This window comes from Chryseobacterium sp. JM1 (assembly GCF_000737715.1).
In the GTDB taxonomy this organism is placed as follows: Bacteria; Bacteroidota; Bacteroidia; order Flavobacteriales; family Weeksellaceae; genus Chryseobacterium.
On the sequence record NZ_JPRN01000006.1, the window covers coordinates 212,762 to 227,895 of the forward strand.

The 15,134-nt window shown below is 37.2% G+C and carries 10 protein-coding genes; 5 read left to right on the plus strand and 5 right to left on the minus strand.

Going from position 1 to position 15,134, the window contains the following annotated elements; all coding sequences use genetic code 11:
* Positions 1–53 precede the first annotated feature (53 nt).
* The 4 genes from ileS to IW22_RS12755 form a co-directional block, all read right to left on the minus strand.
* The gene (gene ileS, locus IW22_RS12740; protein ID WP_034726983.1) at positions 54–3,443 is read right to left on the minus strand and encodes an isoleucine--tRNA ligase; all 3,390 of its coding nucleotides are present in this window, start codon (positions 3,441–3,443) and stop codon (positions 54–56) included.
* A 247-nt stretch (positions 3,444–3,690) separates the two neighbouring features.
* Positions 3,691–4,011: a hypothetical protein gene (locus tag IW22_RS12745; protein ID WP_034726984.1), complete on the minus strand. Its 321-nt coding sequence runs from the start codon at positions 4,009–4,011 to the stop codon at positions 3,691–3,693.
* Positions 4,012–4,230: 219 nt separating this feature from the next.
* Complete coding sequence (locus IW22_RS12750; protein ID WP_051891222.1) at positions 4,231–4,521, minus strand: hypothetical protein; 291 nt, start codon at positions 4,519–4,521, stop codon at positions 4,231–4,233.
* A gap of 5 nt (positions 4,522–4,526) precedes the next feature.
* On the minus strand, positions 4,527–7,181 hold the full coding sequence (locus tag IW22_RS12755; protein ID WP_034726985.1) for a hypothetical protein: 2,655 nt from the start codon (positions 7,179–7,181) through the stop codon (positions 4,527–4,529).
* 199 nt (positions 7,182–7,380) lie between these two features.
* Between IW22_RS12755 and IW22_RS24715 the strand changes: the two genes are divergently transcribed.
* The 3 genes from IW22_RS24715 (at position 7,381) to IW22_RS12770 (ending at position 11,101) form a co-directional block, all read left to right on the plus strand.
* Positions 7,381–9,069, plus strand: coding sequence for a M23 family metallopeptidase (locus tag IW22_RS24715; protein WP_034726986.1), 1,689 nt, complete (start codon positions 7,381–7,383; stop codon positions 9,067–9,069).
* Between the two features lie 87 nt (positions 9,070–9,156).
* Positions 9,157–10,449 carry a phenylacetate--CoA ligase family protein gene (locus IW22_RS12765; protein ID WP_034726987.1) on the plus strand — a complete coding sequence of 431 codons (1,293 nt, stop codon included), beginning with the start codon at positions 9,157–9,159 and terminating at the stop codon, positions 10,447–10,449.
* 43 nt (positions 10,450–10,492) lie between these two features.
* Entirely contained in the window at positions 10,493–11,101 is a 609-nt protein-coding gene (locus IW22_RS12770; protein WP_034726988.1) for a hypothetical protein, read from the plus strand.
* Positions 11,102–11,134: 33 nt separating this feature from the next.
* On the opposite strand, the gene IW22_RS12775 is transcribed toward IW22_RS12770, so the two are convergent.
* On the minus strand, positions 11,135–12,391 hold the full coding sequence (locus IW22_RS12775; protein WP_034726989.1) for an NAD(P)/FAD-dependent oxidoreductase: 1,257 nt from the start codon (positions 12,389–12,391) through the stop codon (positions 11,135–11,137).
* A 97-nt stretch (positions 12,392–12,488) separates the two neighbouring features.
* Here IW22_RS12775 and hutH point away from each other — a divergent pair, with 97 nt between their 5' ends.
* Positions 12,489–14,012, plus strand: coding sequence for a histidine ammonia-lyase (hutH, locus tag IW22_RS12780; protein ID WP_034726990.1), 1,524 nt, complete (start codon positions 12,489–12,491; stop codon positions 14,010–14,012).
* Between the two features lie 3 nt (positions 14,013–14,015).
* The gene (locus IW22_RS12785) at positions 14,016–15,122 is read left to right on the plus strand and encodes a WG repeat-containing protein (RefSeq protein ID WP_034726991.1); all 1,107 of its coding nucleotides are present in this window, start codon (positions 14,016–14,018) and stop codon (positions 15,120–15,122) included.
* Positions 15,123–15,134 lie beyond the last annotated feature (12 nt).

The window sequence follows — 15,134 nt, forward strand, 5'->3', positions numbered from 1 at the left end:
TTCTCTTTTTTAATAAAATTATGAAATGGAATTTGAAATACAATAACTATATGTTAATTTTTTTCGACATTTATCTTAAAATTAACTTCATCTATTTCGATTTCGTTAAAATTTGAAAGTGAAGATACAATTTCTATTTTATTTGACAAGACCTCTGAAGAAATATATTCCTCATTTTTCTTAACATCTTCAATGAAAGGTGAGTTTTCTTCAATGGAGATTTTGATCCTGTCTGTCAGTTCAAAGTCCTTCTCTTTTCGCAGGTTCTGAATTCTGTTGATGAACTCCCTTGCGATACCTTCAGATTTTAATTCTTCTGTTAACGTCAAATCTAATGCCACAGTTGTTTTCCCGTCGGAAGTTACCGTCCATCCCGGGATATCTTTAGTAGAAATTTCTACATCATCAAGGGTGATTTCATACCCCTGGATATCTACTTTTCCATCTTTTTCAAGACTGGCAATCTGCTCTGTGTTTAGATTGGCAATTTCTCCTCCTACCGTTTTCATGTCTTTCCCTAATTTAGGACCTAAAGCTTTGAAATTCGGTTTGATTTGTTTTATAATTAAATGAGATGCTTCCTCAGCATTAATCAACTGTAATTCTTTCACGTTCACTTCCTGTTTGATCAGGTCTGCAACGGCTAAGATCTGCTCTTCCGACTTAGCATCCAGAACCGGAACCAATACTTTCTGTAACGGCTGGCGAACTTTTACATTTTCTTTCTTTCTCAGGGAGAAAACCATGCTCGTGATGTTCTGAGCCAGGTGTGTTTTTTCTACCAGATCCTGATCTATGAGACTTTCGTCGGCTACAGGGAAATCTGTTAAATGCACAGATTCACAGTTCTCTTTTCCTGTTACCTTATTCAAATCCTGATACAGTTGATCCATAAAGAACGGAGCAATAGGCGCGGATAGTTTCGCCACGGTTTCAAGACATGTATATAAAGTCTGGTAAGCCGAGATCTTATCATCAGAATATTCTCCTTTCCAGAAACGTCTTCTGCATAATCTTACGTACCAGTTGCTCAGGTTATCATTCACAAAGGTGCTGATTGATCTGGCTACTCTTGTTGGTTCGTAATCTTCGTAGAATGCTTTTACTTCTTTAATTAAAAGATTAAGCTCGGAAAGGATCCATCGGTCGATTTCCGGTCTGTTTTCAACTTCTTTTTCAGAATAATTGAAGCCATCCACATTCGCATACAATGCAAAGAATGAATAAGTGTTATAAAGTGTTCCGAAGAACTTTCTTCTCACTTCGTCGATTCCTTCAATGTCGAACTTCAGGTTTTCCCAAGGATTCGCATTCGAGATCATATACCATCTGGTAGCATCCGGACCGTATACAGAAAGTGTTTCGAACGGATCTACTGCATTTCCTTTGGATTTTGACATTTTCAGTCCGTTTTTATCCAAAACAAGACCGTTACTCATTACATTTTTATAAGCAACTGAATCAAAAACTGCCGTTCCGATTGCGTGAAGGGTGTAAAACCATCCACGCGTCTGGTCAACGCCCTCTGCGATAAAATCTGCCGGGAACGCTTTATTGTTGTCAATTAATTCTTTATTTTCAAAAGGGTAGTGCAGCTGGGCATAAGGCATCGAACCTGAATCGAACCAAACGTCGATCAAGTCACTTTCACGCTTCATTGCTTTTCCTGACTCTGAAACTAAAACTATTTTGTCTACTACATTTTTATGAAGATCCACCAATTCATAGTTCTGTTCAGACATATTTCCGATCACAAAACCTTTGAACGGATTCTCTTTCATGAATCCTGCCTCAATAGATTTTTCTATTTCGTTGTATAATTCCTCTACAGATCCGATGATCCTTTCTTCTTTAAGATCTTCCGTTCTCCAGATCGGTAACGGAACTCCCCAATATCTTGAACGGGAAAGATTCCAGTCGTTTACGTTTTCAATCCAGTTCGCAAAACGTCCTTCTCCCGTAGATTTAGGTTTCCAGTTAATTTCCTTATTTAAATCAACCAATCTGTCTTTTACAGCGGTCATTTTTACAAACCATGAATCCAGCGGATAGTACAATACAGGTTTGTCAGTTCTCCAGCAGTGTGGGTAACTGTGAACGTATTTCTCTACTTTGAAGGCTTTATTTTCAGTCTTCAGAACGATGGCAAGTTCCACATCCCATGATTTCTCAGGTGCAGTTCCATCGTCGTAATATTCGTTCTTGATATATTTTCCTGAGAATAATTCAGGAACATTTTCTCCTTTGATAAATCTTCCCTGCAAATCTACCAGCGGAACCAGATTATCATTTTCGTCTTTGATCAGCATTGGAGGAATTCCGGCTTCTTTGGCCACTCTTGCATCATCCGCACCAAAAGTAGGCGCGATGTGAACGATACCGGTACCGTCCTCAGTGGTTACAAAATCTCCCAAAATCACTCTGAAAGCTTTTTCAGGGGAATCATTAGGGGTAAACCAAGGTATTAACTGCTCATATTGAGCTCCGGCAAGCTTTTCTCCTGTAAATTCTTTTACGATTTTGAAAGGAATCACTTTGCTTTCTGGAGTATAACCAGCGAAATCTTCATCGGTTCCTTCTGCATATTTCTTACCGAATACTTTAGGTAAAAGAACTCTGGATAAAACGATAGCTATCGGTTCAAATGTATATTGGTTGAATGTTTTAACTAAAACATATTCAATGTCTCTACCTACGGCCAATGCTGTGTTGGATGGCAAGGTCCATGGAGTGGTCGTCCATGCAAGAATGCTTACGTCTCCTTCCACATCACTAAATAATTCAGAAGATTCTTTCTTCACTTTGAACTGAGCTACAACGGTAGTATCAGAAACATCGTGATAAGTTCCCGGCATATTTAGTTCCGCAGAAGACAATCCTGTTCCTGCTTTCGGAGAATAAGGCTGGATCGTGTAGCCCTTGTACAATAATTCTTTATTATACAACTGCTTCAGCAACCACCAAACCGTCTCCATATATTTTGACTTATACGTGATGTACGGATCTTCAAGATCTACCCAGTATCCGATTTTTTCCGTAAGGTTGTTCCAAACGTCTGTATATCGCATTACTGCTTCACGACAAGCTTTATTGTAGTCTTCAATAGAGATTTTTTTGCCAATATCCTCTTTAGTAATTCCTAATTCTTTTTCTACGCCCAGTTCTACAGGAAGTCCATGTGTATCCCAGCCCGCTTTACGGAAAACCTGTTTTCCGTTCTGAGTCTGGTAACGACAAAAAATATCCTTTAATGCTCTGGCCATAACGTGGTGAATTCCGGGCATACCGTTTGCTGAAGGCGGACCTTCATAAAAAACAAACTCGGCATTACCCTCGCGAATCTCAACACTTTTACTGAACGTTTTATTCTGTTTCCAAAACTCCGATACATTCTCGGCTATGTCAATAAGGTTGAGGTTTTTGTATTCTTTAAATTGGCTCATTGTAAATATCTCAATATCGTTGATTAATTAAGTCTGCAAATTTACTAAATTTTGTCGGTTTATAATATATGTTTTATTTAGCTTATATCTATTAAAAAGTTCAATTTCAGAAATATAAATGGAAAGAAGGGGTGGAAGTGAATGGTGAATGGTGAATCGGTCAATTTTTTCAGCATTTTTATTCAATATAAACATTGTTTTTCGAAGCTTTTATTCGATAAAAAAACCACCCGAAGGTGGTTGTAAATTATTCAAAATCGCTAAGTCTTGGCATATTTGGCCATTTGCCTGCTTCGTATTCTTTTATGTAGTATTCTATTTCTCTTCCTGTTCCGAATAATACAATTTTCCCATTACTATTTTCAACTATAAAAGGAGCATTGCCCAGTAATGTATTATCATCATCATTTCTTGTAGTATTATATTTTTCTGTATTATATCTAAAGATTATTCCATAGGATTTTTTAACACATCTGTCTTCCAAAATAACGAGATCTAATCCGCTTTTTTCGCTTCTTTCTTTTACATGTTTTTTTGCAATTTCTATAAGTTGTTGTTCTGTTAACATATTGAGTTTTTTATATCATATGAGGAATGGATCATTGCCTGCTAAACGATGTTTTGTAGAATCTTTGGTGACATAACCATAAACATTTCCGTAACTTTTTTTGTTTCACTAAAAACTAGAAGTTCAATATTTATTTTCTGACCTATTTATTAGCTATTTCTAGCATTTTGTTGTCTGTTAGCATAATAATTGAAATGGATTAAGTTTAATTTAAAAAAATTAAGAATATTTTCCTGCTTCGTATTCTTTAATATATTCCTCCATACTTCTATTTGTACCAAATTCTATTATTTTTCCAGTGCTCTTTTCTACTAAAAAAGGAGCATTTCCTAAAAGTTTTTCTTCCCAATTTTTAGTTTCCCAATATTTTTTTGAGTGGTATATAAAGTATATACCATAATTTTTTTTGATCATTAATTCCTGTGGAAGAATAAGAGGTTCGCCAATTTTGGGTTCTAGAGTTGTTAAATAAGTATTAGCAACTTCTATTATTTCATTTTCTGATAACATAATATCTATTTTTTTGGTAATATTTTTTTTGTTTTGAGTAATTTAAAATCTGGCAAATATGTGTTCTTAAGATAGTTTATTTTGACAAATTCTTGTGACTGTGATTGTGCGTCTTTAAGAACTAGTCCGTCTTCTTCCATAAAAACACTTAATACATGGTCATAATCATTTGGTCCTCTATCACAATATAAAATACCTCTTTCTCCCACTTTGAAATAATTTTTATTTTGCAATGTTTCTATTTTCAAAGTAAGAAAATATCCACCGTATTTATCTGTTAAAACCTTAAGTTTTTGTGCCTCAGAAGTAGAAGCAACATTAATTTTTCCTGTTCTTAAGAAATCTTCTATAGCTTGTACCACATTTATACAATTTCTGTCAGAAATTTGTACAACTTTTTTATCTACTACGTGATGATTAAAATAAATTAGTGCATCATTAAGATAATCTATTGCTGTTTCAGGAGTAATCTCAGCTTTAATAAGAGCTTCTAGCCCATCCTGAAACTCTTTTACAGTCATTTGAATACCTGTATCGATGTTCTCTGCCATCCCAGCAAGACGGTTCATTTCTTCTTCCAGTCTAGCTGTGTTGCCCCCAGCTTTTATGTAGAGATAATCTAGGAATTTTCCTGTTCTTCCTAAAGAATCTGCTTGAAAGAATTTTTTTCCTTTATAAAGTACCGCTATTTCTTTTGCTGAATTCTCCACAAAAAGCACTCTCAGCTTCTCAAAATCAGCAGGATGCTTGGTAATATTTTTAACGCCGTCTTTTAAAAGAACATTTAATCCATTTTTAGAATAATTTCTTAAAGGAAACGAATATAATGTATTTTCAATTAATTTTTTGAGACCTTTTTGTTGCGATGGATATCTGGAAGTATATAATACTTCTACTGTTACATCCAGTGCTTTTCGCGCTTTCGGGAGCATGCTCACCATGGCACTGGCTGTTCCTTGAGCGATATAAATATCATCCCACAGTTCTAGAAGTTTTCTTCCACGTGTGGTCATTTTAAGTTCGTCTTTCAGTTGAGTTTCTATATAGGCATCTGAAAGAGCAACCCCAATATCTGCATAAGCTGCGTATAAAGGTAATCCTGATACTCCGGATTCTATGGTGGCAAGACTGGCGGATATGACTATAAGATCCGCTGCAACACGCAGACACCTTAATGCGTCCTCTGCCGCTTTCTTTTGTGCTATGTGATACAGAAATAAGGCGGGAACTTCAGTATCCGTTTCAATAGTTTGAGTGTTGCCCGTACGCAGTTTTACCTTTTCATAAACTTTAAGATGGAGCATGTCCAGTGGCCTGAATTCTCCGTTTTCAATTTCATTCTCCGCTTCAATTTTCTCCGTTTTTATATTCCAGACTTTTACGGTATTGATCAGTGTGACGATATTGTTAGGATCTCCTTCCAAGAAGTATCCGGTGAGCTCACAGTGTCTTTCGATGGTATCAGAATCTCTACTGACTCCAAATGCGAAAAGACTTCCTTTTTGTTTAGGTTGATGAGCATCATCCATGGCATGCTGAGCCTGCATAAAAGCGGTTATGTAAATGACAAAAAGTTCTCTGTTTTCAACCATTTGTCCATAGGCTACCTGATTGGTCTCAGAAATGACACCTTTTCCCATATAAACGCTTTCCCCGTCTAAAGAATGGTAAATATGAAGGATAAGCTTGGGATCGTTTTTAATTTTTTTATAAACAAAATCTCCGGAAATTGCCGTCAGAATCCGGATCGCATACCGGCTTTTGTCTCTGAAAGGCTCTACTGCCAAAGCAGCGGCTTTACCTATTGTATTGACATCCCGAAGCAGTTGGGAATCATAGGTTAAAAACTGTAAGAAATGGTCCCATAATAACTGATCGGAGAGTTTTTTGGCTTTTCCTTTATAGTCTACTCCTGTTAATGCAAAGTTAGGCAGCTGGTTGTAAAAAAACATTAGATCATCAATCGTAGTAAGGCCATTTCCTGCCTCTTCAAAATGAGAGATGAGAGCAACCTGTGCCATGTCTCTGTGATGTGGGAAAAGATAAGTGATAGCAGCCATATAATCCTCTACATCACTTACTTTAATTTTAATGGCGTCAGCAGCATCTGATGAGTAGCTTACCGTCGTTTCGACCTCATTTATTACAGTCTGTGTTGCTTCTCTGTTATATTCACGGTACGGGATGTTGATCGTGCATTCTATTTTTTTCTCTTTAATGCCTATTTCTGTATGGTGGGTATATTTTTGAGGGTCTATATAACCGGGGCTCACATTCACCCATACTTTGTTATCGAGGCGTTCTAAAAATGCGTTTTGAAACTTCTTCTCATCTATTTTAGGTTCCTGGATGACTAGCTTTTCGATCATCTGAGCTTTTACCCTTACGTTGTCAATTTTTGAAGGAGGTATTTCTTTTAAATTTACTTTTTCCACTCCTTGTGAAGAATTGATAAAATTTTGTTTCGCATCAAAAAGATAAGTGTTGAAATCTGTTGAAGATGTCAGTAGTCTGAAAATCTTTTCTTCATCCACCCACAGGTTTGTGAAAAAAGGTTCTATAGAAGTGGTGACTATTTTTTCACCCTTCATATCGGCCCATATTTCGCGGCTTATTTTATCAAAATCATCTATTTCATTTAGGTATTCTTTAAAATTCATTTTTTGGGTTTTTCATTAAATAATATTTATGTTTTGATTTGGCTTCGATAATGCTTCAGATAAATGATATTGATCTTAACTTGTATCGTTATGATGCAAATATCAATGCCGGAAACGTCAGAACTTGACGTATAAAAAACAGTTTCTTCCTTATTTAAAATTTCGTAGCTTTAAGTAATCCTCTAAACCTAACCACCGTATGAATATGTTTTGTAAACTCTTTGTGATCACTTTATTCATCAATGCTTTCACAATAAAGGCTCAGAAAAACTATCCGCAAAATTATTTCCGGAATCCTCTGAACATTCCCATGCAGCTTGCGGCGAATTTCGGAGCTGTCCGTTCCAATCATTTTCATATGGGGCTGGATTTACGAACCAACAGCCAGGAAAACCTATCCGTTGTTGCGGCAGCAGACGGTTATGTGAGCAGAATAAAAGTGGAAAGATATGGCTTTGGAAATGCTGTGTATATTACTCATCCGAACGGGTATACGACTTTATATGCTCACCTGAATAAATATTATGACAAACTGGATGAATTTGTAAAAGAAAGACAGTATAAAGACGAAAAATGGGAGCAGGATATCACATTTTCTCCCGGACAGTTTCCCGTAACCAAAGGACAGCTCATTGCTTTGAGTGGAAATACCGGAGGTTCAGCCGGCCCGCATCTTCATTTTGAAATCAGAGATACGAAAACGGAAGAATGCATCAATCCTTTGCTCTTCGGATTTAATATTCCTGATGGTATACCACCTATTATCAGTGGGCTTTATTGGTATGACCGACGTTTCAGTACCTATGAACCCGGTGCCAATGGAATTGCTGTGAAAAAAGCTGGTGGCACGTACACAACTGACGTAGTGCAGGTGAATTCTCCAACGATAAGCTTTGCGATAAAAGCTATAGATAAAGCCAATCAGGGGTTTAATCTCGGAATCTATCATGCAGAATTATTAATGGATGACCACTTGGTCTACAGTTTTTCCATTGATCAGGTGAGTTATGATGATACCCGTTATATTAATGGTTGTATCGATTATACCAGGTTTTCAAAAGATAAAATGAGCATTCAGCATTTATCTTCTTTACCGGGCATGAAACTGAAAAATTATGGCCAGTCTGATTTAAATGGAGTGATCAATCTCCAGGATGAAGACATTCACGATATTGAAATTATTTTGAAAGATGTCAATGGAAATACCAGCCGGTTGAAAACAAAAGTGCAGTTAAATAAAAATTCAGATGAAGTTTCCCCGAAAGGAAGTACAATATTACCCAACCAAGGGAAAACGATTGCTAGTGAAAATGCGGAGATCAGTTTCAGTAAAAATGCAGTATATGATGCCGTGAATTTTCAACTATCTGAAAAGCAAAACGTAAGTGCAGATGGAATTTCAAATACCATTGTTCTCCAATCTCCCTACATTCCGGTGCATGATGATTACACTTTAAAAATAAAACCCAACAGAAAATTAACCGGTGAAGAAAAAGGAAAAGTAATTGTTCTCTTTGATTATGGAAGCGATACAAAAGCGATCAAAGGAAAGTGGGACGGGGAAAGAATGGAAACACAGTACAACAGATTGGGAACAGCAACATTGCTTTTGGATCAAAGTTTACCCTCTGTTTCTCCGGGTTGGAAAGAAGGATCCCTTGTAAATGGCAGCTTTTTGAAATTAAGCGGAAAAACTAAAATTGGAGACATCGGATCCTTCCGTGCAGAGCTGGATGGGAAATGGCTTCGTTTTGCCCGCGTAAAAGATGATTTTATCTATGTTTTTGATGAAAAATGTCCTAAAGGTTCAGGTTTACACACTTTAAAAGTCACCACAACCAATACCGCCGGAAACACCAATACACAGTCTTTTACCTTTCAGCGATAAAATTATTGGGACTTCAGATTTTTAATTTTTTAATCATTCAATCTTTTAATTTTAATTAAATAAATTTGTTCCTTAAAATTAAAATCATTGGAATTCTATCCGGACATCGAAAGATCAGACCTTCAGGACATCAAAAAGTTTCAGGAGCAAAAGCTTCAGGAGCTTCTCGTTTATCTTGAAAAAAACTCACCTTTTTATCAGAAACTGTTTCAGGAAAACGGAATCAGTATCTCGGATATTCAGACATTGGAAGACCTGCGGAAAATTCCCACAACCACGAAAGATGATTTGCAGCAGCACAATCACGATTTTTTCTGTATTTCGCCGGATAAAATTGTAGACTACAGCACCACTTCAGGTACGTTGGGAGATCCGGTTACATTCGGGCTTTCTGACAGCGATCTCGAAAGGCTGGCTTACAATGAAGCGATTTCCTTTGCCTGTGCAGGAATTCAGAAAGGAGATGTTGTACAGATGATCACTACCATTGATAAAAGATTTATGGCCGGTCTGGCTTATTTTCTGGGACTGAGAAAAATGGGTGCCAGTGTGGTCAGAATGGGACCCGGTATTCCCGAGCTGCAGTGGGATTCTATTTTCAGATACAAACCCAAATACCTGATTACCGTTCCGTCTTTTCTATTAAAGATGATTGATTATGCTGAAAAACATGGTGTAGATTATAAGAATTCCAGTGTCTATGGAGCCATTTGTATCGGTGAAAGCATCAAAAATCAGGATTTTACAGACAATATTCTTTCACAGAAAATCAAAGAGAAATGGAACATCAAATTATTTTCCACTTACGCTTCCACAGAAATGAGTACAGCCTTCACGGAGTGTGAATTTCAAACCGGAGGACATCAACATCCGGAACTGATTATCACAGAAATTCTTGATGATAATGAAAATCCTGTCGCGGAAGGAGAAAACGGCGAGCTTACGATCACTACTTTAGGTGTTGAAGCCATTCCTTTATTACGTTTCAAGACGGGAGATGTTGTAAAAGCCCATTACGAACCTTGCCGTTGTGGAAGAAATACGATGAGGCTTGGTCCTGTTGTCGGAAGAAAACAGCAGATGATCAAATACAAAGGAACAACGCTGTATCCACCAGCAATGACTGATATTTTAAATGATTTCAATACGATTTTGTGCTATCAGATCGTTATTCAGTCTAATGAAATCGGGCTGGATGAAATTATCATTAAACTAAGCACAGATCAGGATCAGGAAACCTTTGTGAATGAAGTTCGTGACCACTTCCGTGCAAAACTGAGAGTAAGTCCTAAAATTGAAATCATAGACTTCGATATTCTGTCCAAAACTGTTTTTAATCCGAACAGCAGAAAACCGATCACATTTATAGATTTGAGATAAAAATCAAGTTTTTCAACTATTAAATTTAAAAAAAAAATAAACCATGAAAAAATTATTATTGCTACTGTTTATGGCAGTGGCAACGACCACTTTCGCACAGGAAAAATTCAGTATTGTCTCAGGAAATTTTCTTGCCTTAAAAGATCAAACAGAGGTAAATGTGGAACTGAAGTTTGAAAATGTATTATTTATGAAAGAAAATATTACAGAAGCTCAATATCTTGAAAACAGGAAAAAACAGGTTCTTGAAAATCCTAAAAGAGGAGAAGAAGCATGGAAGAAATGGATTGACGAGTGGGAACAATATAAAAAAGAGAATTACGCAGATTATCTGATAAAAGGATTAAACAAATCTTATAAGAATATTTCATTTAAAAAAGGTAGTTCTGCACAATATACCTTATTGCTGGAAACAAAATGGATCTTCCCGGGCTGGCACGCAGGACTGACGGCAATGACTGCAGAAATAACCGGTAAGATAAAACTGGTGGAAACGGGTAATCCTTCAGTTGTCTTAGCCGAAGTAGAACTTAATAAGTTTGATAAATTTGTGAATAATAAAGAGTTCGTAATGGAATATGGGAGAATTGCTGCGGGTTATGAATCTGCCGGAAGGTATGTAGGAAGAGAAATAAAAAAAGCTTTAAGATAAAATAAAACCGGTCTGAAATTCAGACCGGTTTTTTTATGATTGTTCCTGCTGTTGCTGTTTTTCAAGCTTAATCAGGTTCGCAAGATTTTTAATAACCGTATCGTGCTTTTTGACAAACGGATTGTCTTTATTCCAGACATAACCGGCTAATACTGCACAGATTTTCTTTTTAACATCAGGGTTTTCCGGTTGATGGAAAAATAATTCCTGAAGATTTCCTGTATACCATTCTTTTACATACGTCGTAAATACATCTACGCCATAAAGAATATAGTCTGTGTATTCCGTCTGCCAGTCGATCTTCTCGCCGTTCAGCTGTCGTAAGGCCAGTTTCGCAGCAAGCATTCCTGATTCCGTAGCAAAAGCCATTCCCGATGAGAATACCGGATCAAGGAACTCAGAAGCATTTCCGGTAAGCGCATATCCGTCTCCGAATAACTGTTTCACCGAACACGAATAATCTTTCAGATGTCTTGGTTCAAAAAGGAAATCTACACCTCCGAAACGTTTTACATAATAATCTGACAGAGAAATTGCTTTTCTTAAAGCTTCTGCAGTATCACCGTTTTCAGAAAGTTTGTCGATGTATTCCGTAGGACCTACAATCCCAACACTCGTATTTCCGTTGGAGAAAGGAATCACCCAAAGCCATACTTCAGTTTCTATAATATCAAAAGAGATCAGTGTTCCCTCTTCACCTTCCTCTCTGTTACTATCTTCTACGTGGGCAAAAATAGCAGAATGGGGAGAAAGTTTGGAAGGTTTTTCAAGATCAAGAAGTCTAGGAAGCACTCTTCCGTATCCACTGGAATCGATGACGAATTTAGAATGAATCTCTTTCGTTTCACCATCCTTTGTTTTTACAGTCGTGATAGAGTCTGTACCGTTAAACTGGATATCAATGACTTCAGTTTCAAATTCAAGATCGATGCCTTTATTGATCACTTCCTGGGCAAGAGTGTTATCAAAATCAGCTCTCGGAACCTGCCAGGTCCAGTCCCAGCCTTCTCCGAACTTATCACTGAAATCAAAAATGCAGACTTCATCGCCACGTAAAAAACGGGCGCCCAGTTTTTTTTCAAAGCCCATTTTATCCAAAGCAGGAAAAAGTCCGGCCTCGTCAAAATGATCCATTACTCTGGGAATTAGGCTTTCACCTACTACAAGTCTGGGGAATTTTGTCTTTTCGACCACTTTTACGTTGACATTGTTCTTCTTTAAGTATGAAGAAGATACGCATCCGGAAGGCCCAGCCCCGATTACGAGAACATCAACAAATTCTTTGCTCATCTTGATTTTTTATTTTAATAATAACTTCTATCTTTGCCGCAAAATTAGTGACAATTAATTAATATTTTACAAAATTATCAACTATTACTTTTAATTGATGAAAATAAATAGCTTTTTAGAACTGAAGGATTTTCAAAAAATTATCATTGAGAACGAAAAAATCGAACTGGACGAAACACTTTTGGATAGAGTGGAAACAAGTTTTCAGTTTTTAAAGGAATTTTCGCGAAACAAAGTAATATATGGTGTGAATACCGGATTCGGGCCTATGGCTCAGTTCAAAATCAGTGATGAGGACACACACCAGCTTCAGTATAACCTGATCAGAAGCCATTCTTCAGGAATCGGGAACCCGCTGCCTGCTCAGGAAGTAAAAGCCTGTATGCTGGCAAGACTCAATACCCTTTCACTTGGAAATTCAGGCGTTCATCAGTCTGTTGTTTATTTACTTAAAGAATTGATAAACAGAGGCATTACGCCGTTGATCTTTGAGCATGGAGGAGTAGGCGCAAGTGGAGATTTGGTGCAGCTTGCCCATCTTGCTTTGGTACTGATAGGAGAAGGAGAAGTATATTATAATGGCGAAAGAAAAGCAACAAAAGATGTTTTTGAAGCAGAAGGATTAGAGCCGATCAAAGTAGAGATCCGTGAAGGACTTGCTTTGATGAACGGTACTTCCGTAATGTCTGGGATAGGAATCGTAAATGCTTATAAAGCGAATCAGCTGACCGATATTTCAATCAGACTTTCATGTGCGATCAATGAGATCGTTCAGGCGTATGATGACCACCTTTCGGAAGCTTTGAACGGGACGAAAAAACATTACGGTCAACAGAAAGTAGCCGAGAGAATGCGTGCCCATCTGGCTGACAGTAAACTGATCAGAAAAAGAGAAGATCACCTTTATACCCATTTTGAAGAGCAGGAAAAAGTATTTAAGGAAAAAGTTCAGGAGTACTATTCATTAAGATGTGTTCCGCAGATTTTAGGACCTGTTTTGGATACTTTGGAATATACTGAAAATGTTCTTGAGAATGAGATCAATTCAGCGAATGACAACCCGATTATCAATGTAGCGGACAAGCACGTTTATCACGGAGGAAATTTCCACGGAGATTATATTTCATTGGAAATGGACAAACTGAAAATCGTTGTTACCAAGCTGACAATGCTGGCAGAAAGGCAGTTGAACTACCTTTTAAATGCAAAGATCAACGAAATCTTGCCTCCTTTTGTAAATTTAGGTAAATTAGGGTTCAATTTCGGAATGCAGGGCGTTCAGTTTACGGCGACATCTACCACGGCGGAAAGCCAGATGTTGTCCAATTCAATGTATGTACACAGTATCCCTAATAATAATGATAATCAGGATATTGTAAGCATGGGAACCAATGCTGCAGTGATCTGCAGAAAGGTGATCGAGAATGCATTTGAGGTATTGGCCATTGAAGCGATTACCATCATTCAGGCTGTAGAATACCTAGGATTTCAAGATAAGGTTTCGTCTTCTACCAAAGAGCTGTATGACGAAATAAGAAAGATTATTCCCGCGTTCTCAGATGATATGGTGATGTATCCGTATCTGGAGGAAGTAAAGCAATATCTTAAAAATTTAAAATAAGACATGAAAAAAATACTGATTTTTTCACTGATAGCTATAGGACAAATGCTTTTTGCCCAGGAATTAGCGTTGGTAAAGGAAAAATCAAAAATAGGATATATCGATAAATCAGGGAAATATATTATTGAACCGAGTTTCGATACCGCAAAAAGTTTTTCAGATGGTTTAGCCGCTGTAAAGATCAAACAGCTTTGGGGATTCATAGGAAAGGACGGTAAAATGGTTATTGAGCCTTCTTTTACTAATATAAGAGAATTCCATGATGGAATTTGCGTCGTTGAAAAAGACGGAACATGGATGTACATCAACAAAAAAGGAGAAAAACTGACGATGCCTTCTTCAGAAAAGCTGTATGACTTTAATGAAGGGCTCGCTTTTTTTAAGATTAATAATAAAATCGGGGCATTCAATACTGAAGGAAAAGTAATTATCCGTGCGGAATATGAGGTGATTAAACCTTTTCAAAACGGTTTTGCAAGAGCTTCTGAAAACGGTAAATGGGGAATTGTCAGTACAAAAGGTGAAATCATTGTTCCTTTTGAATATGACAATATTGGAGAATATTCGAACGGAATTACATGGGCACAGAAAGATAAATCATTTGGACTTGCTGACGGAAAAGACTTTAAAGTAATTGAAGGAGTTGATAAAATCTGGGATTTTGATAATCAGCCAATGACGTATGCAAAGAAAGATGGTAAAATCGGTTTTGTAGATAAAACAGGAACATGGATTATTGAACCCCAGTTTGAAAAGGCCAGAAGCTTTAGCCAGAATCTGGCGCCGGTTTGTCTGGAAAATAAATGGGGCTATATTGATCCCACAGGAAATTTCGTGATAAAGCCTGAGTACAGTGATGCGGAAGTTTTCAGCAGCGACAATCTTGCTCCGGTAAGAGGAAAAGGTTGGGGATTTATCGATAATACAGGAAAAATAGTGATTCCCATGGGATACGAAATCTCTGCAAGTTTTGGCTTCGGAGAAAAAAATAAAGGATTTAATCAGGGTGTTTCCAGAGTGAAGAAAGGAGGGAAATGGGGATTCATCGATACATCTGGAAATCTACTTGGCGATAAATGGTTCTACAACGCAGAACTTTTTCAAAATTAAAAAAACTAACAC

Bases quoted from the DNA above. Each gene is read 5' to 3' on its own strand.
- IW22_RS12775 (WP_034726989.1), bottom strand. From the start codon at position 12,391: ATGAGCAAAGAATTTGTTGATGTTCTCGTAATCGGGGCTGGGCCTTCC.
- ileS (WP_034726983.1), bottom strand. From the start codon at position 3,443: ATGAGCCAATTTAAAGAATACAAAAACCTCAACCTTATTGACATAGCC.
- IW22_RS12770 (WP_034726988.1), top strand. From the start codon at position 10,493: ATGAAAAAATTATTATTGCTACTGTTTATGGCAGTGGCAACGACCACT.
- IW22_RS24715 (WP_034726986.1), top strand. From the start codon at position 7,381: ATGAATATGTTTTGTAAACTCTTTGTGATCACTTTATTCATCAATGCT.
- IW22_RS12745 (WP_034726984.1), bottom strand. From the start codon at position 4,011: ATGTTAACAGAACAACAACTTATAGAAATTGCAAAAAAACATGTAAAA.
- hutH (WP_034726990.1), top strand. From the start codon at position 12,489: ATGAAAATAAATAGCTTTTTAGAACTGAAGGATTTTCAAAAAATTATC.
- IW22_RS12755 (WP_034726985.1), bottom strand. From the start codon at position 7,181: ATGAATTTTAAAGAATACCTAAATGAAATAGATGATTTTGATAAAATA.
- IW22_RS12785 (WP_034726991.1), top strand. From the start codon at position 14,016: ATGAAAAAAATACTGATTTTTTCACTGATAGCTATAGGACAAATGCTT.
- IW22_RS12750 (WP_051891222.1), bottom strand. From the start codon at position 4,521: ATGTTATCAGAAAATGAAATAATAGAAGTTGCTAATACTTATTTAACA.